Annotated in this window: 24 protein-coding genes; 14 read left to right on the forward strand and 10 right to left on the reverse strand. The window is 66.2% G+C overall.

From position 1 onward, the window contains the following. Positions 1-105 precede the first annotated feature (105 nt). Positions 106-2,679 (reverse strand): TonB-dependent receptor plug domain-containing protein, encoded by a 2,574-nt coding sequence (locus MF610_RS01800; protein WP_242192395.1) that lies wholly within the window; start codon positions 2,677-2,679, stop codon positions 106-108. Positions 2,680-2,933: 254 nt separating this feature from the next. On the opposite strand from MF610_RS01800, the gene rplU reads away from it, so the two are divergent. The 3 genes from rplU to MF610_RS01815 all read left to right on the forward strand — a co-directional run bounded on the left by rplU (position 2,934) and on the right by MF610_RS01815 (position 4,260). Further along, a complete protein-coding gene (rplU, locus tag MF610_RS01805; RefSeq protein ID WP_055785208.1) occupies positions 2,934-3,260 on the forward strand; it encodes a 50S ribosomal protein L21 in 327 nt (108 codons plus the stop codon). A gap of 30 nt (positions 3,261-3,290) precedes the next feature. Then, positions 3,291-3,560 (forward strand): 50S ribosomal protein L27, encoded by a 270-nt coding sequence (gene rpmA, locus MF610_RS01810; RefSeq protein WP_055755412.1) that lies wholly within the window; start codon positions 3,291-3,293, stop codon positions 3,558-3,560. 157 nt (positions 3,561-3,717) lie between these two features. Continuing rightward, positions 3,718-4,260: a GNAT family N-acetyltransferase gene (locus MF610_RS01815; RefSeq protein WP_242192396.1), complete on the forward strand. Its 543-nt coding sequence runs from the start codon at positions 3,718-3,720 to the stop codon at positions 4,258-4,260. A gap of 173 nt (positions 4,261-4,433) precedes the next feature. Here the strand turns inward: MF610_RS01815 and MF610_RS01820 are convergent, their stop codons facing one another. The 3 genes from MF610_RS01820 to MF610_RS01830 are packed head-to-tail and all read right to left on the reverse strand — an operon-like array spanning position 4,434 to position 5,999. Beyond that, entirely contained in the window at positions 4,434-4,886 is a 453-nt protein-coding gene (locus tag MF610_RS01820; protein WP_242192397.1) for a GrpB family protein, read from the reverse strand. Between the two features lie 25 nt (positions 4,887-4,911). Then, on the reverse strand, positions 4,912-5,109 hold the full coding sequence (locus tag MF610_RS01825) for a hypothetical protein (protein WP_242192398.1): 198 nt from the start codon (positions 5,107-5,109) through the stop codon (positions 4,912-4,914). 41 nt (positions 5,110-5,150) lie between these two features. After that, positions 5,151-5,999 carry a metal-dependent hydrolase gene (locus MF610_RS01830; protein WP_242192399.1) on the reverse strand — a complete coding sequence of 283 codons (849 nt, stop codon included), beginning with the start codon at positions 5,997-5,999 and terminating at the stop codon, positions 5,151-5,153. Positions 6,000-6,046: 47 nt separating this feature from the next. Between MF610_RS01830 and MF610_RS01835 the strand changes: the two genes are divergently transcribed. The 11 genes from MF610_RS01835 (at position 6,047) to MF610_RS01885 (ending at position 16,493) form a co-directional block, all read left to right on the forward strand. Continuing rightward, positions 6,047-6,628 carry a TetR/AcrR family transcriptional regulator gene (locus MF610_RS01835; protein WP_242192400.1) on the forward strand — a complete coding sequence of 194 codons (582 nt, stop codon included), beginning with the start codon at positions 6,047-6,049 and terminating at the stop codon, positions 6,626-6,628. Further along, positions 6,628-7,110 carry a GNAT family N-acetyltransferase gene (locus MF610_RS01840; protein ID WP_242192401.1) on the forward strand — a complete coding sequence of 161 codons (483 nt, stop codon included), beginning with the start codon at positions 6,628-6,630 and terminating at the stop codon, positions 7,108-7,110. The genes MF610_RS01835 and MF610_RS01840 overlap by 1 nt, the downstream gene beginning before the upstream one ends. Before the next feature lie 42 nt (positions 7,111-7,152). Then, complete coding sequence (gene obgE / locus MF610_RS01845) at positions 7,153-8,199, forward strand: GTPase ObgE (protein WP_242192402.1); 1,047 nt, start codon at positions 7,153-7,155, stop codon at positions 8,197-8,199. Between the two features lie 134 nt (positions 8,200-8,333). Continuing rightward, entirely contained in the window at positions 8,334-9,446 is a 1,113-nt protein-coding gene (proB, locus tag MF610_RS01850; RefSeq protein ID WP_242192403.1) for a glutamate 5-kinase, read from the forward strand. 5 nt (positions 9,447-9,451) lie between these two features. Continuing rightward, positions 9,452-10,342: an NAD-dependent epimerase/dehydratase family protein gene (locus MF610_RS01855; RefSeq protein WP_242193551.1), complete on the forward strand. Its 891-nt coding sequence runs from the start codon at positions 9,452-9,454 to the stop codon at positions 10,340-10,342. A gap of 45 nt (positions 10,343-10,387) precedes the next feature. After that, on the forward strand, positions 10,388-10,633 hold the full coding sequence (locus tag MF610_RS01860; RefSeq protein WP_242192404.1) for an acyl carrier protein: 246 nt from the start codon (positions 10,388-10,390) through the stop codon (positions 10,631-10,633). Positions 10,634-10,655: 22 nt separating this feature from the next. After that, positions 10,656-11,915 carry a serine palmitoyltransferase gene (gene spt, locus MF610_RS01865; protein ID WP_242192405.1) on the forward strand — a complete coding sequence of 420 codons (1,260 nt, stop codon included), beginning with the start codon at positions 10,656-10,658 and terminating at the stop codon, positions 11,913-11,915. Between the two features lie 193 nt (positions 11,916-12,108). Then, positions 12,109-13,302, forward strand: coding sequence for an LPS export ABC transporter permease LptF (lptF, locus tag MF610_RS01870; RefSeq protein ID WP_242192406.1), 1,194 nt, complete (start codon positions 12,109-12,111; stop codon positions 13,300-13,302). Further along, complete coding sequence (lptG, locus tag MF610_RS01875) at positions 13,302-14,393, forward strand: LPS export ABC transporter permease LptG (RefSeq protein WP_242192407.1); 1,092 nt, start codon at positions 13,302-13,304, stop codon at positions 14,391-14,393. The genes lptF and lptG overlap by 1 nt, the downstream gene beginning before the upstream one ends. Before the next feature lie 96 nt (positions 14,394-14,489). Further along, positions 14,490-15,248 carry a sterol desaturase family protein gene (locus MF610_RS01880; protein WP_242192408.1) on the forward strand — a complete coding sequence of 253 codons (759 nt, stop codon included), beginning with the start codon at positions 14,490-14,492 and terminating at the stop codon, positions 15,246-15,248. Between the two features lie 96 nt (positions 15,249-15,344). Next, positions 15,345-16,493: an N-acetyltransferase gene (locus MF610_RS01885; protein ID WP_242192409.1), complete on the forward strand. Its 1,149-nt coding sequence runs from the start codon at positions 15,345-15,347 to the stop codon at positions 16,491-16,493. Positions 16,494-16,704: 211 nt separating this feature from the next. Here the strand turns inward: MF610_RS01885 and MF610_RS01890 are convergent, their stop codons facing one another. The 6 genes from MF610_RS01890 to MF610_RS01915 all read right to left on the reverse strand — a co-directional run bounded on the left by MF610_RS01890 (position 16,705) and on the right by MF610_RS01915 (position 20,521). After that, the gene (locus MF610_RS01890) at positions 16,705-16,917 is read right to left on the reverse strand and encodes a hypothetical protein (RefSeq protein WP_242192410.1); all 213 of its coding nucleotides are present in this window, start codon (positions 16,915-16,917) and stop codon (positions 16,705-16,707) included. A 23-nt stretch (positions 16,918-16,940) separates the two neighbouring features. Further along, entirely contained in the window at positions 16,941-17,258 is a 318-nt protein-coding gene (locus MF610_RS01895) for a hypothetical protein (protein ID WP_242192411.1), read from the reverse strand. A gap of 167 nt (positions 17,259-17,425) precedes the next feature. Beyond that, the gene (locus tag MF610_RS01900) at positions 17,426-18,184 is read right to left on the reverse strand and encodes a transporter (protein WP_242192412.1); all 759 of its coding nucleotides are present in this window, start codon (positions 18,182-18,184) and stop codon (positions 17,426-17,428) included. Continuing rightward, positions 18,181-18,951 carry an exodeoxyribonuclease III gene (gene xth, locus MF610_RS01905; protein ID WP_242192413.1) on the reverse strand — a complete coding sequence of 257 codons (771 nt, stop codon included), beginning with the start codon at positions 18,949-18,951 and terminating at the stop codon, positions 18,181-18,183. Before xth ends, MF610_RS01900 begins: the two co-directional genes overlap by 4 nt. Position 18,952: 1 nt before the next feature. After that, positions 18,953-19,285, reverse strand: coding sequence for a HesB/IscA family protein (locus MF610_RS01910; RefSeq protein ID WP_242193554.1), 333 nt, complete (start codon positions 19,283-19,285; stop codon positions 18,953-18,955). A 63-nt stretch (positions 19,286-19,348) separates the two neighbouring features. Continuing rightward, a complete protein-coding gene (locus tag MF610_RS01915) occupies positions 19,349-20,521 on the reverse strand; it encodes a M23 family metallopeptidase (RefSeq protein ID WP_242192414.1) in 1,173 nt (390 codons plus the stop codon). Positions 20,522-20,654: the final 133 nt, after the last annotated feature.

Consider the following 20,654-nt stretch of genomic DNA (forward strand, 5'->3'; position numbering starts at 1 on the left):
GCCGCGTGAGGCTCCAACCTTTGCTGGGGCGACGTTTCGTTGCGGTGGGGGAATACCCGGCGTGTGGCGGGCGGGAAGGGAAAGCCCCCTGCCCGCCCCGGCCGATCAGAACTTCACGCCGGCGCGCGCGTACAGATAGCGCCCGTTGAACCCGAACGGCGAGAAGCTCGAATAAGGGATGAAATAGTTGTTGATCGCCGTCGCGCCGAGGATCGGGTTGCGCGTCGGATAGACGTCGAACAGGTTGTTCGCGCCGATCGCCAGCTCGAACTGCCCCGGCGTCGCCCGGATTTCGAGGTCGGTGAGCCATTTCGGTTCCAGCTCGACATCGGTGATCGCAGCACCACCCGGCGACAGCGTGTTGCCGAACCGGTTGGTACGCGCGGTCACGCCGAAAATGCCCTGCGACCAGTCGAGCCCGGCATTGATCTTCGACCGCGGCTGCCCGTCGGTCAGGCGCAGCGATTCCTGCCGCCCGAACAGCGTGACGCCGGGGATCGACGACAGCGTCGAGCGATCGGTGATGTCGGTCTGGTTGTAGTTGTAGCCGGCGGTCAGCGTGACGCTGCCGATGCCCAGATCGGGCACGCGGTACGTGCCGACGACCTCGACGCCCTGCGTACGGGTATCGATGCCGTTGATGAAGAAGCGGGCCGAGGTGATGTCCTGAATCCCCGCACCGCGCAGCACCGCGACGACCGCCGCGCCCTGCAGATTTTCCGACAGGATGATGCGGTCGTTGATCTTGATGTTGTAATAGTCGGCGGTCAGCGTCAGCCCGCGGATCGGGCTGAGCGTCAGGCCCCCCCCGATATTGACCGACTTTTCGGCCTCCAGCTGGCGCGATCCCAGCGCGCGGGCGACCGGGTCGCCGACGCGGAAGGTGCCGATCTCGACCAGCGTGCCGCCGATATTCTGCGTGGCGAACGACGAGAAGAACTGCTGCGCGAGGCTCGGCGCGCGGAACCCGGTCGAGATCGACCCGCGCACCGCCGCCCATTCGACCGGCGCGAAGCGTGCGGCGAGCTTGCCGTTCACCGTATCGCCGAAGTCGCTGTAATGTTCGTAGCGGCCGGCGGCGACGACGTTGAACGCGTCGCTGACCTTCGCGTCCAGTTCGGCATAACCCGCAAAGCTGTCGCGCGAAGTATCGACCGCGCTGGTCGGCGAGAAGCCCGGGAAGCCCTGCGACCCGGCCGCCGCGCCGTTGCTGAACGCGAACGGGCCGGCGGCATAGCTCTGAAGCTCGCCGGCGACGATGCGGTAATTCTCGTTACGATATTCGCCGCCCAGTGCCAGCGACAGCGACGACAGGAAGCCGACACTCAACTCGCGCTGCAGGTCGAGGTTGACGGTCTGCTGCCCAAACCGCGTGCCCCCCGCGTTGAACGCCCGCTGCGATTGCGGGCCGAACGACGCGTTGTAGCTGTTCTCGATCCGGAAATCGAAGCTGTTGGTGCCATAGACATAGGACAGGTCGTATTTGAACCCGGCCACTTCGCCCTTCACGCCCAGTGCGCCAGAGAAATCCTCCATCTGGCTGGTGATGAGCGGCAGGAAGCCGTCGGCGTAGAACGGCGTGCAGACCGTGCCGGTGAAGGTGCAGTTACGCAAATCCTGAATATTACTGTTCGCGTCGCGACCCGATGCGCGGCGGAAGAAGGCGGCGCTTTCCCCATCGCGCACGCCATAGCTGCCGAAGATATAGAGTTCGGACGTCGCGCCGATATCGACGCCGCCGTTCAGGAAAAAGTTAAAGTCGGTGGTCTTCGCATCGCCATAGCGATGGTTGACGCGGTTCGCGCTGAATTCGCGCGGATCGACATTGCCGTTGGCGAGCAGCGGGTAGAGGCGGCGCGGATCATAGCCGGCGCGATCGGTCGGCGCGCGATCGCGATACTCGCCGGTCAGGTTGAGATAGGCGGTTTCGCCCATCGGCAGGCCCATGTTCGCGGCGAAGGTGACGGTGCGGCCATCGCGCACTTCACGGTCGCGGCCGGTTTCCTCCAGTACATAGGTGCCGTCGGCGCGGACCTGCGGCTGGCCGTTCGCCTGACGCGCGACGCCCGATACTTCGCGGACGCCCTCCATCGACGAGACGTACTTGCCATAGGTCATCGTCGCCCGGCCGCCTTCGCGGCGCTTGAGCTGGACGTTGATGACGCCGGCGATCGCATCCGAGCCATATTGCGACGACGCGCCGTCGCGCAGCACGTCGATCCGTTCGATCGCGAGGCTGGGGATGGTGTTGAGGTCGACCGCCGACGAACCGCGCCCGACCGATCCGTTGGCGTTGAGCAGCGAGGTCGTGTGGCGGCGCTTGCCGTTGACCAGCACCAGCGTCTGGTCGGGCGACAGGCCGCGCAGCGTGGCCGGGCGGACGACGTCGGTGCCGTCGGTGATCGACGGCTGCGGGAAGTTGAATGACGGGACCAGCTGGTTCAGCAGCTTGTTGGTTTCAGTATAGCCGGCATTGACCAGCGCATCGCCGGTGATGACGTCGACCGGCACCGGGCTTTCGGCGACGGTGCGGCCCTGCGCACGCGTGCCGACGACCAGAATCTCTTCCCCGGCAGCGACCTCGTCAGCGGGGGGCGGCGCGGCCGCTACCTGGGCGAAGGCTGGAACCGCGACCAACGCACTCGACAAGAACAAGGCCGCGAAAACGGGTTTACGCATGAAAATCTCCCCCGGACGCAACCAGGTAGTGGCGTCGTTGCACTCCGAACCTCCCTTGGGCAACTTTCTGACGCAAGCCTCCATCGGTTGCCGCCACACGAATGTCACGCCACCGTTGCCGCGCTGCAACATCGCTTTTCGGTCGAATCGTTCGTTCGGCATTGACAGGCAGGGTCACCTTGCCTAGTCACAATCCACTTGCCGCGTGGGGTATCTCCGCGCGGACATATGCATTTGGGAAAGAAGCAAGGGCCATGTTCGCAATCGTGCGCACGGGCGGCAAGCAGTATCGCGTTGCCGCAGGAGACAAGATCGTCGTCGAGAAGCTCGATGGCGAAGCTGGCAGCAACGTGACGCTCGGCGACGTGCTCCTTGCTGGCGAAGGTTCGGAACTGAAGTCGGTCGAAGGGCTGACGGTTTCGGCGGAAATCATCGCGCAGGCGAAGGGCGAGAAGGTCATCGTCTTCAAGAAGCGCCGCCGGCACAACTACCGTCGCAAGAACGGTCATCGCCAGCAGCACACCATCCTGAAGATCACCGCGATCGGCGACAAGCGCGCCGACGACAGCGCCGCCGCATAAGCGCCTGAGCGAATACGAGGAGTTTGAACCATGGCACATAAAAAAGCAGGCGGTTCGTCGCGCAACGGTCGTGACTCGGCCGGCCGTCGCCTTGGCGTGAAGAAGTTCGGTGGCCAGGAAGTGGTCGCAGGCAACATTATCGTGCGTCAGCGGGGCACCAAGTTCTACCCGGGCGTGAACGTCGGCATGGGCAAGGACCATACCCTGTTCGCGCTGGTCGACGGCCGCGTGGCGTTCAAGGAAGGCAAGCTCGGCCGCAAATTTGCGTATGTCGAGATGCAGGCCCAGGCCGCAGAATAACGGGCTACCACACGGGTCGCCCACCAGGGTGACCCGGGTTCCGGCGACGGAGCCAGCCAACAAGAGGGAGGCGGGTCACCCCGGCTCCCTTTTTTTATTGCTCTCTCCGGCCCCTGCCCGCCCCGACGCGGAGGCGCGGCGCATTGGAGAGACGCTGATGTTCGCCCGTACCGAACGCCTGACCCTGCGCCCCGGCTGGGCCGACGACGCGCCCGCCTTGCTCGCCGCGATCGGCCATGAAGCGGTCGTGCGCAACCTGTCGCGCGCACCGTGGCCGTACACGCTAGCTGATGCGGAAGGATCGATCGAGCGCGGCTATGCGACGCCCGGCCCCAGCTTCCTGATCTTCGCGCATGATGGCCGTCGCTGCGATCTGGTCGGGGGGATCGGGCTCGGCCCGTTTCGCGATCATGCCCATAATCTCGGCTATTGGCTGACGCCCGCGGCGTGGGGACGGGGCTATGCGGTGGAGGCCGCGCGCGCGGTGCTGGACTTGGCACGTACGCTGGGCGTGCGACAGGTCGTCGCCGGGCACTTCGTCGACAATCCCGCATCGGGCAGTGTGCTGCGCAAGCTGGGCTTCACGGCAACCGGCGAGGTGCTGTCGGTGTTCTCGACCGGTCGGAACGCGACGGTCGATTCGGTCGAATATGCGATCGACCTGTCGGCGTGGCGGGGCGAGACTCGAATCGCGGCATGACGGCGTCGGAACGGCTCGGCTTCCCGGCCAGTTAATACCGCGCGGCACTGCTGCCGCGCGAGAGGAAGCCTCATGACCGACCCCGAAACGCCCGCCGAGCAGGAAGAAATGGAAGAGGTACAGGAAGAAGCCGCCGAGGAACGCGAGGAAGAGGGCGGTTATCAGTAAGCCGTCTACGAGGCGGACGCGTATTTCCGTACGGCGTCCGCCTCGACCCGCTTGATCCACGCGTCCTTGCAATCACAATAGCCGCCAAGGTCATCCGGGTTATCGGCGGCGCAACGGACTTTCAGTGCGGCATAGTCGCGGGCGAGGTCGGGATCGCTGCGCAGATGATCGCGAAACGCCAGATGCCGGTCGATCGCGGGATCACCCGCAACCCAGCAATGCAGGTTGACCAAGCGTTCGCCGCTGTCGTCGCCATCACGGATGAAATAGCGGCGCCCCGGCAGACCGAACGCGCCACGCGCAACATAGCCAAGCCGTTCCAGTCCTGAAGTAATCCCGTCGAGATCGTCTTCCGTTGCGGCAACACCGAGCAGGTCCAGCATCGGCTTGGCCGGAATGCCGGGGATCGAGGTCGATCCGATATGGTGCACCATCAGGCGATACGGCGCCCGGATCATGCGGCACCAGACGAACCATCGGCCGTCAACCCTCCAGCAGGTCGAGATAGCCGACCACGTCGCTGCTCGTCTGGAGGTACAGGCCCGACTGCATCTCCTCGGGCTCGCGGGCCGCGGCCGCCATCGCTTCGGCCAGCGTGCCGTACAGGATGGTCGTGGCGACCCCGCCCTCGTCGTCGAGGTGATAGAGCCGGACCGCCGCGTCTTCGGATACCGTTCGCATGGAGACCATCCCTGCCCCGCTACACCGGGCGGGGCAAGGGGTCAGCCGCCGGCCAGTCGCGCTGCGGCGAACTCACTGTCGACCAGCCCGATCAGTGCGCGATCGTCATGGTTCCACGGATGGAAGCCGGGCAGGAAGAAGCCGAGCCACATGCCCATCACCTTGCGCGCCATGCCGGGACGTCCGAACGCATAGGCGAACAGCCGCCATTGCACGCGGGGGCCCTTCAAACCGTCCTGCGCCAGCAGGTCGAGCATGCCGACCGTCCGCCCGCGAAAGAATTTCGCGGTGACGATCAGCATCACCAACGTCTTGATCCGCCAGCGCTTGAACCGGCTCCAGTGCCGCGTAGCGTGCAGCCAGGTGTCGTAGGCAACGCCCTTATGCTCGATCTCCTCGATCGCGTGCCAGCGCCACAGATCGGCCGCGGCCTGGTCCCCGCCGGCCAAATGCCGCGGGTTCGCGACGAGTTCGTGCGCGAGGATCGCGGTGAAATGCTCGAGACACATCGTCGCCGCCAGATTGGCGATCGGCGGCTTGCCCCGCGTGATCGCCAACTCATGGTCGACCCGCGCCTCCAGCCGGGACGTGTCGTAGCCCTGATCGGTGACGTGGCGGTTGAACGCGACATGTTCGCGCGTGTGGATCGCCTCCTGCTTTACGAACGCCCGGATTTCGGCGGCGAGGCGCGGCGGCACGTCGTCGCGAAACTGCCGAACACTGTCGATGAAGAAGCCCTCGCCCTTCGGAAAGGTCACCGACAGCGCGTTGTAGAACGCGGTCGCGATCGGATCGTCGTTCAACCAATAGCGCCGGACCGACCCGTCGCGCCCGAAGCGGACATCGCGCGGGGTGATCGTCAGATCGTCGGGAGTCTTTGCTTTCGCCATGAATCTGCTCCAACTGATAGCATGCATCCTGCTGATTACTTACATTCATGTCAATAGTACGCCGCCGCCTGTCGCCCGAGGCATCGCGCGATGCCGCGCTGGACGCCGCGCGCGACCTGTTGATCGAGGCGGGGCCGCAGGCGGTGACGCTGAAGGCCGTGGCGACGCGGATCGGGCGGACTCATGCCAATCTGCTGCACCATTTCGGATCGGCGTCGGGGCTGCAAAAGGCGCTGGCCGAGCGGATGGCGACCACGATCACCGCGACGATCGGTGCCGCGGTGCTGCGTGCGCGCGACGGCGATCATGACCCGCGCGAGATCGTCGACCTGACCTTCGACGCGTTCGACCGCGAGGGTGCGGGGGCGCTGGCCAGCTGGATGATCCTGTCGGGCAATGACGATGCGCTCGACCCGATCCTTGACGCGATCCACGCGCTGGTCGACCGGCTGGGCAGCGAGCAGGCGTTGAGCGAGATGCCGCTGGCGGAGGAAACGTTGCAGCTGGTGCTGATGGCGCTGGGCGATGCGTTGCTCGGCGGCGCGATGGCGAAGGCGCTGCGCCTGCCCCGCGACAAGGCGCGCGAACTGGCGGTGCGGCACCTGACAATTGCGCGGGACGGCCATTGATGCACATCCGTCCGGCGACGGGCGCAGATGCGGCGGCGATCGTCGACCTCCTGCTGCCGATCGTCCGCGCGGGCGAAACCTATGCGCTCGACCGCGACCTGTCCCCTGAGCAAATCCTCGCCTTCTGGACGGCGCCCGACCATGCGGTATTCGTGGCGGAAATCGATGGCGCGGTCGTCGGCAGCTATTTCTGTCGCGCGAACAAGGCCGGCGGCGGGCGGCACGTCGCCAATTGCGGCTATGCCGTTGCGGCACCGGCATCCCGCCGTGGCGTCGCCCGTGCGATGGCGGCGCATTCGCTCGACCATGCCCGCGCCGCCGGCTTTCGGGCGATGCAATATAACTTCGTGATCGCGACCAACGTGCGCGCCGTACGGTTGTGGCTGTCGCTCGGCTTCGAGGAAGTCGGGCGGTTGCCCGGGGCGTTCGAGCATCCCGCGCAGGGCGAGGTCGACGCGCTGGTGCTGTACCGGCGGCTGTAGAAGCCCCTTCCCCCTTGGGGCGACTCCGACTAAGCGAACACCATGCATTTTCTCGATCAAGCCAAGATCTTCGTCCGTTCGGGCGGGGGCGGCCCCGGCGCCGTCAGTTTTCGCCGTGAAAAGTTCATGGAATATGGTGGTCCCGACGGCGGCAATGGCGGCAAAGGCGGCGACATCATCTTCGAAGCGGTCCCCGGCCTCAATACGCTGATCGATTTCCGCTATACCCAGCACTTCCGCGCGCCGCGTGGCAGCGGCGGCGCCGGGTCGAACCGTACCGGTCCGGGCGGGCGCGACCTGATCATCCGCGTGCCGGTGGGGACGCAGGTCCTGTCGGAGGACAAGGAAACCGTCCTCGCCGACTTCACCCGTGCAGGCCAGCGCGAGGTGTTCCTGCGCGGCGGCGACGGCGGGCGCGGCAATGCCAGCTACAAGACCTCGACCAACCGCGCCCCGCGCCAACACGGCACCGGCTGGCCCGGCGACGAGGCGTGGGTGTGGCTGCGGCTGAAGCTGCTGGCCGATGCCGGGCTGGTCGGGTTGCCCAATGCCGGCAAGTCGACGTTCATCAACGCGGTGACCAATGCGAATGCGAAGGTCGGCGCCTATGCCTTCACCACCACCCGGCCGCAGCTGGGCGTGGTCAGCCACAAGCAGCGCGAGTTCGTCGTGGCGGACATTCCCGGCTTGATCGAAGGTGCCGCCGACGGTGCCGGGATCGGCGACCGGTTCCTCGGCCATATCGAGCGGTGCCGGGTGCTGCTGCACCTGATCGACAGCCATGCCGACGATCCCGTCGCCGCCTATCGCATCGTGCGTGGCGAGTTGGAGGCGTACGGCGCCGACCTCGCCGACAAGCCCGAGGTCATCGCGCTCAACAAGGCCGACCTGCTCGACGACGAACTGACCGAGGCGCTGATCGCCGAGCTGGAGGCGGAGAGCGGGGCGCAGGTCCTGCCGCTGTCGGGCGCGACCGGTCAGGGGCTGGAGGCGGTGCTCGACCGGCTGATCGAGGCGATCGGCCCGCTCGAGATGCACGCGCAGGACACCGGCGACGACGAGGAACCGCGCGAATGGTCGCCGATCTAAGATCCTCCCCATATCATGGGGAGGGGGACCGTCCGAAGGACGGTGGAGGGGAGATGCCGCAGGCGGAGCGCTTGCGGCGCTCCCCCTCCACCACTGCTTCGCAGCGGTCCCCCTCCCCACGGGGTGGGGAGGATTTGTTTGGCGCGGCGAACTGCCCCCGTCTCGTCGTCAAGGTCGGGTCGGCGCTGCTCGTTTCGCCCGATGGCCAGCCGCGCCGCGACTGGCTCGCGTCGCTCGTCGCCGACGTCGCCGTGCGCCTCGCCGCCGGACAGCAGATCGTCATCGTATCCTCCGGCGCGATCGCACTGGGCGCCCGCCGGCTGGGCCTGCCCAAGGGCGGCCGCGCGAGCCTCGAGGACGCGCAGGCGGCCGCCGCCACCGGACAGATCGCATTGTCGAGCATTTGGGCCGAGCTGCTCGGCCATCACGGTCTGACCGCCGCACAGTTGCTCGTAACGCTCGACGATCTCGAGGATCGCCGCCGCTACCTCAACGTTTCGGCCACGCTCGGGCGATTGCTCAAGCTGGGCGTCGTGCCGGTCGTCAACGAGAATGACAGCGTCGCGACCGAGGAAATCCGCTTCGGCGACAACGACCGGCTGGCGGCGCGTGTCGGGGCAGCGGCGCGTGCGACCGGCGTCGTGCTGCTGTCCGATATCGACGGGCTGTACGATTCGAACCCGCACAGCAACCCGCACGCCAAACTGATCCCCTATGTCGCGCAGATCGACGCGACGGTCGCCGGCATGGCCGACACCAAATCGTCGTCAGGCATGGGATCGGGCGGCATGGTATCGAAGGTCGAGGCGGCAAGGATCGCGACCGGCGCCGGGGCGAACCTCGCCATCGCCACCGGTCGCATCGACCATCCGCTCGCCCGCTTCGGCGACACCGGCCACGGCACGGTGTTCGCAACCGCCGGCAGCGCGCCCGCGCGCAAGGCGTGGCTGTCGGGCGGGCTGACCGATCGCGGATCGATCCGCATCGACGACGGCGCCGCGCACGCATTGGCGACCGGGCGCAGCCTGTTGCCCGCCGGCGCGATCGGGGTCGAGGGCGACTTCGCCCGCGGCGATCTGGTCCGCATCGTCGATGCCAGCGGCCGGGTCGTTGCCCGTGGCCTGACCGAATATGACGCCGCCGATGCCGCGCGGATCGTCGGCCGGCGCAGCGACGAACTGTCCGAGCTGCTCGGCTATGCCCCGCGATCGGCACTGGTCCATCGCAGCCATATGGCCCTGCTGTGAGGACGATGGCACTGACCGGCGGCACCGGCTTTGTCGGGCGCCGCGTGATCGCGCAAGCGGTGGGGCAGGACTGGCACGTCCGCGCGCTGACCCGGCGCGCGCAACCGGCCGAACCCAATGTCAGCTGGGTGCGCGGCGCGCTAGACAAGCCTGACGCCTTGCGCGAACTGATGACCGGCGCCGACGTCGTCCTGCACGTCGCGGGCGTCGTCAGCGCAGCCGACGACGCAGGCTTCACCGCCGGCAACGTGACCGGCACGCAGGCGGTGCTGGATGCTGCACAAGACGCAGGAGTCCGGCGGTTCGTCCATGTATCCTCGCTGTCGGCGCGCGAGCCGCAGCTGTCGCGCTACGGCGCGTCGAAGCGCGCGGGCGAGGAACTGGTCGCCGCGAGCGATCGCGACTGGACCATCGTCCGCCCCACCGGCGTCTATGGCCCCGGCGATACCGAGATGCGCGACATGTTCCGCATGGCGCAGCTGGGGCTGGCGCTGTTGCCGCCGCCGGGACGCGTTGCGCTGGTCGCGGTCGACGATCTCGCGCGGCTGCTGCTGACGCTCGCCGACAGCGACGGACCGCGTACGATCTTGGAGGTCGACGACGGCAACCCGATGCACCACGCCGATCTCGCCCGGCTGATCGGCGATGCGGTGGGGCGCAAGGTGCTGCCGCTGCACCTGCCGGCAAAACTGCTGCGACTGGGCGCGAAGCTCGACGGCACATTCCGCGGGTCTGCCGCCAAGCTGACCGAAGACCGGGCGCGCTACCTTGCCCATCCCGATTGGACCGCCTCCCCCGCCCGCCGTCCGCCACCCAGCCTGTGGGAGCCACGGATCGACACGGCGCGTGGGCTCGCCGACACCGCGGCATGGTATCGCGCGCATCGTCTGCTATAGCCGCGCGCAACCCCGTACTTTGGCCCGTTTTTTGGAAAGACCCGCATGAGCGACCGCGCCGCCACCTTCGCCACGATCACCAACCTGATCGAACCGTTCAACAAGAAGGGTGCCGAACTGACCGAGGCGACGACCTTTGCCGGCGATCTCGAATGGGACAGCCTGACCGTGATGGATTTCGTCGCGGCGGTGGAGGACGAATTCGACATCGTCATCACCATGAACATGCAGGCGGATATCGAAACCGTCGGTCAGCTGGCCGATGCCGTCGAAAAGCTGAAGACCGCCTGATCTCCCCCGAAAGACCGACATCATGACCGAAGCCGCCGCCACGCCCCACGCCCTGCCCGATTCGCCGCCGGCGATCGCGCCGGAGCGCGACCTGTTCAGCAAGTTCGACGCGCTGATCGCCGAACGCGAGGCGTTGCTGGCTACCGGCGTGCGCGATCCGTTCGCGATCGTGATGGACAAGGTGACGTCGCCGACCCAGGCGGTGATCCGGGGCAAGGACACGATCCTGCTCGGCACCTATAATTACATGGGCATGACCTTCGACCCCGACGTCGTGGCGGCGGGCAAGAAGGCGCTGGACGAATACGGATCGGGCACCACGGGCAGCCGAGTGCTGAACGGCACCTACGACCCGCACAAGGATTGCGAAGCGGCGCTGCGCGAGTTCTACGGTACCGACCATGCCATGGTGTTCTCGACCGGATACCAGGCGAACCTCGGCATCATCTCGACGCTGGCGGGCAAGGGCGAATACATCATCCTCGACGCCGACAGCCATGCGTCGATCTACGACGGCTGCTCGCTCGGCAATGCCGAAATCGTGCGGTTCCGCCACAATTCGGTCGAGGACCTCGACAAGCGGCTGGGGCGCCTGCCCAAGGAACCGGGCAAGCTGGTCGTGCTGGAGGGCGTCTATTCGATGCTCGGCGACGTCGCCCCGCTGCCCGAAATGGTCGCAGTCGCCAAGAAGCATGGCTGCATGGTGCTGGTCGACGAAGCGCATGGCATGGGCTTTTTTGGGCCCAACGGTCGCGGCGTGTACGAGGAACAAGGCGTCGAGCAGGACGTCGATTTCGTCGTCGGCACCTTCTCCAAATCGGTCGGCACGGTCGGCGGCTTCTGCGTGTCGAACCATCCGAAGTTCGACGTGATGCGGCTGGTGTGCCGTCCGTACGTCTTCACCGCGTCGCTGCCGCCCTCGGTCGTGGCGACCGCTGCGACGTCGATCCGCAAACTGATGCATGCCGGCGACAAGCGCGCGCATCTGTGGCGCAATTCGAAGCGGTTGCATGGCGGCCTGAAGGACCTCGGCTTCACGCTCGGCACCGACACCCCGCAATCGGCAATCATCGCGGTGATTCTGGAGGATCAGCAGCAGGCGGTCCTGATGTGGCAGGCGCTGCTTGAAGGCGGGCTGTACGTGAACATGGCCCGCCCGCCCGCGACGCCTGCGGGCACGTTCCTGTTGCGCTGTTCGCTGTGTGCGGAACATACGGCGGAGCAGGTCGAGACGATCCTCGGCATGTTCGAAGCGGCTGGAAAAGCGGTCGGCGTCATTTAAATCCTCCCCACCCCGTGGGTAGGGGACCGCCGCGAAGCAGTGGTGGAGGGGGATGGCCGCGAACGCGACCGTCCCGTACGCGGAAACCCCCTACACCATCCTGCGGATGGTTCCCCTCCCCATGTAAGGAGGAGGATTTTGCCGCATCGCTTGGGGCTGGCGTATGGCGCTACCTTCGCTATAGCCTTGCCCCATGCCATCGATCGATCGCTACATGGCCCGGCTGATCGCGGTGCCGCTCTTCTCGACGCTGTTGATCTCGGCGATGCTGCTCGTCCTCGACCGGATGCTGCGGCTGTTCGATTTCGTCGCGGCGGAAGGCGGTCCGGTCAGCGTCGTGTGGCGGATGCTCGCCAACCTGCTGCCCGAATATCTGGGGCTCGGCATCCCGATCGGGCTGATGCTCGGCATCCTGCTCGCCTTCCGCAAACTCGCCACCTCGTCCGAGCTGGACGTGATGCTGGGCGTCGGCATGAGCTATTGGCGGCTGCTGCGCGTGCCCTTCATGTATGCGACGGTGCTGGCGGCCGCGAACCTCGCCATCGTCGGCTTCGTCCAGCCGCTGGCGCGCTATAACTACGAGGCGCTGCGCTTCGAACTGCGCACCGGTGCGCTCGGCGCGTCGATCAAGGTCGGCGAGTTCACCAAGCTGGGCGAACGCATGACGCTCCGGATCGAGGAAAGCCGCAATTCGGGCGCCGACCTGCGCGGCATCTTCGTACAGGCCAGCCGCCCCAACGGCCAATGGCTGGCGGTCACCGCCGAGCGCGGCCAGTTCCTGCGCACCGACGATCCCAACACGATCATCTTTCGCCTGACCAACGGCACGCTGATCCACAACGCCCCCGATTTCCGCGTGCCGCGCACGCTGACCTTCACCGCGCACGACCTCCCGATCGACCTGCCCAAATTCGGTAGCTTCCGCCCGCGCGGTGGCCGCGACCTCGAGCAGACGCTGCCGCAGCTCGCCATCACCGGCCATAATCCGAACGTCAGCGAGGAGGATCGCGACGGCGCACGCGCGAACTTCCACTTCCGCCTGGCGGAGGTGGCGACGATGTTCCTGCTGCCGATGCTCGCACTGGCGCTGGGCGTGCCGCCGAAACGATCGTCCTCGGCGCTCGGCGTCTTCCTGTCGATCGTGATCATCGTGACCTATCACAAGGTCAACGAATATGGCGAAGCGGTCGGCGGTCTCGGCCGGATCGACCCGATCATCGCGCTGTGGGGTCCGTTCCTGCTGTTCACCGCGCTGGTGTTCCGCCTCTATTGGGTAATCGCGCGCGTCCCCGGCGGCGAACCGATCGGCGGCTTGGAACGCGGCGCGGCGAAAATCGGCAAGTTCATCGGCCGTTACCTGCCCGGCCGGCGCAAGGCGGCGGCGTGATGCGCGCCTTCTTTCCCTCCTCGACCGTCGCCGTCTACATGGCGCGGCTGTTCCTCGTCCGCACCTTCGCCATCCTGTTCGCGCTGGTGCTGGTGCTGCAGGCGCTCGACCTGCTCAGCGAAAGCGGCAAGATCCTCGCGGTGCCTGGCAACGGCCAGGCGGAGATTCTGCGCTACGTCTCGCTCCGCACGCCGCAGATCATCGCGCGGTTCCTGCCCTTCTCGGTCCTGCTCGGCACCATCCTGACGCTGACCCAGCTGAACCAGAATAGCGAGATCATCAGCCTGAAGGCCGCCGGCCTGTCGGCGCATCAGGTGCTGGCCCCGTTGATCCTGGCCAGCTTCGGCGTGGCGGCGCTGTCGTTCGCGTTCAACGACCGGGTGGTGGCGCGGGCGACCGCGACGCTGACCGTCTGGGACAATGTCGATTACGGCCCGATGCCGGTCGACCGGGGCGAGCGGACCAATGTCTGGGTCCGCGATGGCGACAACCTCATCCAGACCGCACGCGTCGCCGGGCGGGGCGAGGCGACGCGGCTGCGGGGCATCACCGTCTACACCCGCGAGGGCAGCACGTTGCGCGCGCTGGTCACCGCCAGTAGCGGCTGGCGCGAAGACGGCGCGTGGCGGATCGAGAATGCCGAACGCTTCACGGTCACCACCGGCATCCGCGAACGGCTGGGGTCGCTGAAGATCGCCGGCGGCGTCCGGCCCGACCAGTTCACGCTCCAGAATGTCGACCCCGACGGCCTGTCGTTCGGACAATTGTCCGCAGCGATCGACGACCTGACCGAAGCCGGCCGCCCGACCAAGGCGCTGGAGGGTGCGCTGTGGCACAAGCTGTCCGGGCCATTGTCGGCGGTCCTCATGCCGCTGCTGGCTGCGGTCGCGGCATTCGGCGTCGCGCGGTCGGGCAAATTGTTCGTCCGCGCGGTCATTGGCATGGCGCTTGGCTTTACCTATTTCGTGGCGGACAATTTCGCCCTGGCGATGGGCAACCTTGGCGCCTATCCGCCGTTTCTTGCGGCATGGGCACCGTTCCTGCTGTTCTTCCTGATTGGCGAAGCGGTGCTGATCCGGACCGAGGAATAGCCCCTTCGCCGTCGCACTTTGGCCGCAAAGCGCGGGCAGAGCCGGCAATATGGACGAATCGTCCGGTTAAAGGAATGGATTGAGGAAGTTAGGCCGATGAACGCGATCACCGAGAAGCAGGGCTTCTGGAAGAAGTCGCACCATCTCGACAAGATGACCTTCAAGCAGCTGGTCGTCGCGTATTTTCAGTATCCGGCGATCATCGCCTATATCGCGCTTTCCTTCGTCGCGATCGGCCTGTTCGTGTGGAACCCGGCGCCGCTTGTTCCGACACTGGCGTCGATCGGTATCGCCGTCATCGCCTACCCGCTGGTATGGTATGTGCTGCATCGCTGGGTGCTTCATTCGAACTGGATGTTCAAGTTCGCGCCGCTCGCCGCGACGTGGAAGCGTATCCATTACGATCACCATCAGGACCCGAACCATCTCGAGGTGCTGTTCGGCGCGCTGCACACCACCCTGCCCGCGATCGCGATCGCGACAGCACCGATCGGCTATGCGATTGGCGGATTCGGCGGGGCGATGGCCGCGCTGGCGACGGGCCTGCTCACCACCTGTTTTTACGAATTCTGCCATTGCATCCAGCATCTGGCCTACAAGCCCAAGAACAAGCTGCTGGTCGAATGGAAGCGCAAGCATATGGCGCACCATTTCCATGACGAACATGGCAATTTCGGCATCACCAACTTCTTCTGGGACAAGATTTTCGGCACCCATTACGAGCGTTCGGAACGCCCGGAAAAGAGCCCGACGGTCTTCAACCTTGGCTATACCGAGGAAGTGGCGAAGAAGTACCCGAAGGTCGCCGAACTGTCGGGCGGCGTTGCCAAGGGGCATCCGCGCTATCGCGGATAATCGCCGGACGTCGGTCGGGCGAGCATGACCGATTTGTCATTTGAAGTTTGATACGGGGCGGCGCATTGCCGCCCCGTTGCATGTTGGGGGAGAGCCATGTCGATCACCGTCCGTCCGGTCGTAACCGCTGCCGATCGCAAGGCGTTCATCGCGCTCCCTTATCGCCTGTACGCCAACGACCCGCATTGGGTGCCACCGCTGAAAAGCGAGGTCGCCGGACAGATCGACCCGAAGAAAAACGGCTGGTTCAGCCATGCCGAGGCGCAACTCTACGTCGCCGAGCGCGCCGGCAAGGTCGTCGGCCGGATATCCGCGCATCTCGACACGCTGGCGCTGACCATGCCGACCGACAAGGGCTTCGGTCCCGGCGTCGGCTTCTGGGGCATGATCGAGGCAGAGGACGAAGCGACCGCCGAGGCACTGATCGCGCAGGCCGAACAATGGCTGCGGGCGAAGGGCATGACGCGCGCGATCGGTCCGTGTGCCCTGTCGATCTGGGAAGAACCCGGCCTGCTGATCAAGGGCCACGATCATAGCCCGACGGTGCTGATGGGCCATCACTTGCCGCAATATCAGGGGTGGATCGAGGATGCCGGCTATGCCCCGGTCAAACAACTCGTCACCTACGACCTCGACATTACCAAGGATTTCCCGCCGATCGTGCAGCGCATCGTCGCGGCGGGCGAAAAGAACGATCGCATCCGTATCCGCCGGGTGAACAAGGCCAAGTTTGCCGACGAGGCGGAGATCATCCTGCGTATCCTGAACGACGCATGGTCCGACAACTGGGGCTTCGTGCCGCTGACCCAGCCCGAGGTCGACGATGTCGGCAAGAAGCTGAAGCCGCTGGTGTTCGAGGACCTGATCCGCATCGCCGAACTCGATGGCGAACCGGTCGCCTTCATGATCACCCTGCCCGACATGAACGAGCCGCTGAAGCCGATGGGCGGATCGCTGCTCCCGTTCAACTGGCTGAAACTGCTGCTGTGGCTGCGCGCGCCCAAGGCGCGGACGATGCGCGTGCCGCTGATGGGCGTGGTCAAGCGGTTGCAGGCGTCGCGGATGGCGAGCCAGCTGGCCTTCATGATGATCGAATATATCCGCCGCGATGCCGTGGCGAAATTCGGCGCGACGCGGGGCGAGATCGGCTGGGTGCTCGACGACAATCAGGGCATGAACGCGATCGCGACGACGATCGATAGCAAGATCAACCGCGTCTATCAGATGTACGAACGCACGATCTGACGGCGAACGCCAGAGTTCGATCCAACTCTGTGGAACCTCACCCGGCGAAGGCTGGGTCTCCAGGTCCGATTTTGATCGAATGTGATCGCCCTCACCCTTCCGGCGCTTCGCGCCTCCCTCCCTCTCCCGGCGGGAGAGGGAAAGACGCCGAAGGCGGCGAAGGGTGGGGGTGACCCAGCGGCCCTTGCCGCGCCGGTTCGATATGTATCGATCAACGCTCACCGATCGCGACGACCGGGTCAAAACCGCGCGCCTGCCAATCCTCGCGCGTCCGGCAAATCCGGCGGCGGTCGATCGCGCCTTCGCGACGGTCGCGGATGCAGTAGCGCTTGACCTTCACGGGCGGCGTGGTTGCTTGTGCGGGCTGAGCGGCAGTCGGATTGGTCGCGGCGACAAGTGCCGCGAGCAGCGTGGCGATGGTCATTGGATATCCTCCCTTACGCGCAATCAGCGACCGCCCAGCGCGGCGTCGAGATCGACACCCATCGCTTCCCAATTTGCGCGGCTGTTGCACTGGGTGCGGTTGATGCGGCTTCCGGTCGTTTCGGCGCGGAAGCAGTAGCGGGCGTTCCGCGCGCCCTTGTACGCCAGCGCTTCCTTGCCCGCACGGACGGTGACAGTGCCGCCCGCGACGCTGGTAACTGCCGTCGAAGCAGCGGTTACCGTGGTCGCTGCGGAGGGCGCGGCTTCGGGTTCGGCGGCGAAGGCAGCGGTCGTGGCGACAAGGCTGAGGACGATCGACGCGGCGAAACGAATGGTGGTCATGATGCTGTCTCCCTGAACATTCCGGCTTCCTGCCGGAGTTGCATCAAGCTTTGCAGCGACCGTGCCAGTTTTTCAGGCCGTTATTTTACAGATACTTAGCGAATGCCTACAGTTGTAGGTGTGATACATGCCACCAAAACGCCGCGCACCACACCAACTCTTGGCAATCAGAAGCGGCGCGACAATCCGCTATAAACGCGCAATGCCGGCGTATCGTGGTCCAGCCCGGCCACCCCGCCGGCATCGATGAAAAAATCGTCCGAAACCTGCCACGCCACCGCCAGTGCTGCACGGTGTTCGGTCGTCATGCCGTCTTGCGACCATTGGCCCTCGACTGTCAGCTGGCATTTGTCGCTGACCGCGATACCCAGGCCCAGCGTCGCCGTCGCCACCGCCATGTTCCCGCCGCGATCCTCGCGCGGCATGGTTGCGATCTCGGGCGAGAATTGCAGGTTCAACTTGTTGCTCAAGTCGTACGAGATCGGCGCCACCAGCGCCGCACCCCATCCCCCTGCCCCGACCGGCGAGCGGCCGACCGGCACCGTCACCGATGGCTGCAGGCCATAGGACAGCCCTTTGCCATCCGGGCTCTTGAGCGCGATGCGGCTGCCGATCTCCAGATCACCACTCCGTGCGGTACGGCCACCGGTCGCGCGATCGCGGACCACACCGACCGGTGTCCAGTCGACCTGCAATTCGACCCGATCGGCCAACCCCAGCCGGAACAACGTATCGCCGAACAGCACGGTGTCCGCGTCGCTGTCGCGTTCCCAATCGGACAGGGCAGTTTCGATCGCAACGCGCCCGGTATCGAGCGTACACGCCGACTGGCCGAGGCTTGGCCGCGTCGGGCAGTAATCGCGCGCGGACGCCGCGACCGGCACGAAAGCGACCATGCCCAGCAGGGCGGCGCACAGGCGCTTCAACGCAGCCGGACCCAGGTCGGCGCGTGGTCGCTCGCCTTTTCCCGCCCGCGATACGCCTTGTCGACGCCGGCATCGACCAGCCGGTCGGCGGCAACCGGGCTGAGCAACAGATGATCGATGCGGAATCCCGCATCGCGCTGCCACGCGCCCGCCTGATAGTCCCAGAAGGTCCACACCCCGCCCTTCGGAAAGCGCGTGCGCAGCGCGTCGGTCCACCCCTGGGCCACCAGCCCGCGATAGCCCGCGCGCGACTCGGGCTGCATCAGCGCATCGCTCGCCATCGCGCGGACCGAAAACACATCGTCGTCATTGGGGATGACGTTGTAATCGCCCGCCAGTACCACTGCGCGTTCCTCGGCAAGCAACAGCGCCGCCCGCGCGCGCAACCGCTCGATCCAGCGCAGCTTGTAATCGAATTTCGGCCCCGGTTGCGGGTTGCCGTTAGGCAAATAGATCGACGCGACGACCAGCCCGTCGACCTCCGCCTCCAGATAGCGGCTATGCTCGTCCTCGGGCTCACCCGGCAATCCGCGCAGCCGCTCGACCGGATCGGCCCCGCGCGCCAGCACCGCGACGCCGTTGAACCCCTTCTGCCCATGCCACAGCGCGCCATAGCCCGCGGCGCGGATATCGGCCTCGGGAAAGGTCTCGTCGCTCGACTTCAGTTCCTGCAGGCAGACGATATCGGGCTGTTCATCGGCCAGATACTCGATCAGCCGGGGCAATCGCGCCTTGATGCCGTTGACGTTGTAGGTGACGATCCGCACGTCAGACGGCGAAGCTGGTGCCGCAGCCGCAGCCCGACGCCGCCTGCGGATTGGTCACGCGGAACGCCGCGCCGCCCAGCGATTCGACGAAATCGACCTCGCTGCCCCGCACCAGGTCGAGGCTGACGTTATCGACAACCAGCTTCACGCCGTCGGTTTCCGCGACGCTATCCTCGGCGTCGATGCCATCGGCCAGGCCGAAGCGATACTGGAACCCCGAACAGCCGCCGCCCTCGACCGACAGGCGCAGGATCGCGGGCTTTTCCTGCTTCGCGGCAATCGCCGCCACGCGCGCCGCAGCGGCAGCGGACAGGGTCACGTCGGTCACGGTCATATCCATCGCGTGCAGATAAGCGCATGGGCTGCGAACGGCAACCGGCGCGGACGATCGGACGCCTTATTCGTCGACGACCGGTCCACCCATCGCCAGCCGCTGCCGCTGCGCCCGGTCCGCCGCCATCGCGAGCTGCCCGGCCTGCAGATATGGCGCCGGATTAACCGCCGATCCGTCGATGCGGACTTCGTAATGCAGGTGGCTGCCGGTCGAACGGCCGGTCGATCCCATCAGTCCGATCAGCTGCCCGCGCTTCACGCGCTCGTGATCGCGCACGATGATCTTCGATAAATGGCCATAGCGGGTGGCGATGCCCTTGCCATGGTTCACTTCGATCAGGTTGCCATAGCCGCCGGCGCGTTCGGCGCGAGCGATGATGCCGTCGGCGGTAGCATAGACCGGGGTGCCGATCGGGCCGGGAATGTCGACCCCGGCGTGCATCGCGGCGGTACCCCGGAACGGGTCGGAACGGACACCGAAATTGCTGGTGAACGACAGGCTGGCGACCGGCTGGTACGACGGGATTGAGATCGCGGCGCGTTCGATCGTGTCGAGCTTCTTCCAGCTCATGAACAGCGCGCGAAACTGCGCGTCGGCCTGCGCATCGGCGGTCGCCGACGCGGCGGTGGCGGCGGCAGCGGTCGCGGCGTCGACCGGTTCGTACGGACCGCCCATCGCCGGCATCACGCGGCGCGGGTTCAGCCCCAGCTTGCGCAGCGTGCGCGCGGTATCGGCATAGCGGGCGTCGGCCATCGCCTTGGCCTGCACCGCCATCGCCGCCTGCTGCCGCGCAACGCGGTCGAACGGACGGGTGACGAGGCTGGCTTCGCTGGCGGGCTTCTGTTCGAGCGCGGCGAGCACCAGCCCATCGGCATTGTCGCCGCCGGTCAGCACCGCGGCCAGCGCCGCTTGCCGCTTGTCCAGCCGGGCGGCATGGGCGCGGGCATCGGCGTGCAGGCGAGCAACATCGGCGCGCATCGCATCGACCTGCTGCTGCATCGATGCGACCTTGTCGTCCGACGCGACCGCGGTCCCGATCGCCGCCTGCCCCATGCCATAGGCCGAAAAAGCGACGGTAATCGCGGCGAGCCCGGCGGCGGCCGCCTGGTTCCGGCCGGTGATCGTGTGACGACGCAGCTGCTTGCCGTCGTGCAGGAGGAAATGGCGGGTCCGGAAGATCGAACGGAACCCCGCGAACGGAGCGACGTTATTTTTCAATACGGAAGTAATCGACATTCTGTCCCGCTATCCGAGCGTTATGCGCGCGTCGGAACGCCGACACGAACGATGAACCCCAATGTCTCGACGGCTGCCCCACCGCGTGCTGACGGATGCAGGACTTGCCGGAAGGGGCCCGTGCTACGCAAGC

It is taken from the genome of Sphingomonas hankookensis (assembly GCF_022664465.1).
Classification (GTDB): domain Bacteria; phylum Pseudomonadota; class Alphaproteobacteria; order Sphingomonadales; family Sphingomonadaceae; genus Sphingomonas; species Sphingomonas hankookensis.

Bases quoted from the DNA above. Each gene is read 5' to 3' on its own strand.
- MF610_RS01800 (WP_242192395.1), bottom strand. From the start codon at position 2,679: ATGCGTAAACCCGTTTTCGCGGCCTTGTTCTTGTCGAGTGCGTTGGTC.
- rplU (WP_055785208.1), top strand. From the start codon at position 2,934: ATGTTCGCAATCGTGCGCACGGGCGGCAAGCAGTATCGCGTTGCCGCA.
- rpmA (WP_055755412.1), top strand. From the start codon at position 3,291: ATGGCACATAAAAAAGCAGGCGGTTCGTCGCGCAACGGTCGTGACTCG.
- MF610_RS01815 (WP_242192396.1), top strand. From the start codon at position 3,718: ATGTTCGCCCGTACCGAACGCCTGACCCTGCGCCCCGGCTGGGCCGAC.
- MF610_RS01820 (WP_242192397.1), bottom strand. From the start codon at position 4,886: ATGATCCGGGCGCCGTATCGCCTGATGGTGCACCATATCGGATCGACC.
- MF610_RS01825 (WP_242192398.1), bottom strand. From the start codon at position 5,109: ATGCGAACGGTATCCGAAGACGCGGCGGTCCGGCTCTATCACCTCGAC.
- MF610_RS01830 (WP_242192399.1), bottom strand. From the start codon at position 5,999: ATGGCGAAAGCAAAGACTCCCGACGATCTGACGATCACCCCGCGCGAT.
- MF610_RS01835 (WP_242192400.1), top strand. From the start codon at position 6,047: ATGTCAATAGTACGCCGCCGCCTGTCGCCCGAGGCATCGCGCGATGCC.
- MF610_RS01840 (WP_242192401.1), top strand. From the start codon at position 6,628: ATGCACATCCGTCCGGCGACGGGCGCAGATGCGGCGGCGATCGTCGAC.
- obgE (WP_242192402.1), top strand. From the start codon at position 7,153: ATGCATTTTCTCGATCAAGCCAAGATCTTCGTCCGTTCGGGCGGGGGC.
- MF610_RS01855 (WP_242193551.1), top strand. From the start codon at position 9,452: ATGGCACTGACCGGCGGCACCGGCTTTGTCGGGCGCCGCGTGATCGCG.
- MF610_RS01860 (WP_242192404.1), top strand. From the start codon at position 10,388: ATGAGCGACCGCGCCGCCACCTTCGCCACGATCACCAACCTGATCGAA.
- spt (WP_242192405.1), top strand. From the start codon at position 10,656: ATGACCGAAGCCGCCGCCACGCCCCACGCCCTGCCCGATTCGCCGCCG.
- lptF (WP_242192406.1), top strand. From the start codon at position 12,109: ATGCCATCGATCGATCGCTACATGGCCCGGCTGATCGCGGTGCCGCTC.
- lptG (WP_242192407.1), top strand. From the start codon at position 13,302: ATGCGCGCCTTCTTTCCCTCCTCGACCGTCGCCGTCTACATGGCGCGG.
- MF610_RS01880 (WP_242192408.1), top strand. From the start codon at position 14,490: ATGAACGCGATCACCGAGAAGCAGGGCTTCTGGAAGAAGTCGCACCAT.
- MF610_RS01885 (WP_242192409.1), top strand. From the start codon at position 15,345: ATGTCGATCACCGTCCGTCCGGTCGTAACCGCTGCCGATCGCAAGGCG.
- MF610_RS01890 (WP_242192410.1), bottom strand. From the start codon at position 16,917: ATGACCATCGCCACGCTGCTCGCGGCACTTGTCGCCGCGACCAATCCG.
- MF610_RS01895 (WP_242192411.1), bottom strand. From the start codon at position 17,258: ATGACCACCATTCGTTTCGCCGCGTCGATCGTCCTCAGCCTTGTCGCC.
- MF610_RS01910 (WP_242193554.1), bottom strand. From the start codon at position 19,285: ATGACCGTGACCGACGTGACCCTGTCCGCTGCCGCTGCGGCGCGCGTG.
- MF610_RS01915 (WP_242192414.1), bottom strand. From the start codon at position 20,521: ATGTCGATTACTTCCGTATTGAAAAATAACGTCGCTCCGTTCGCGGGG.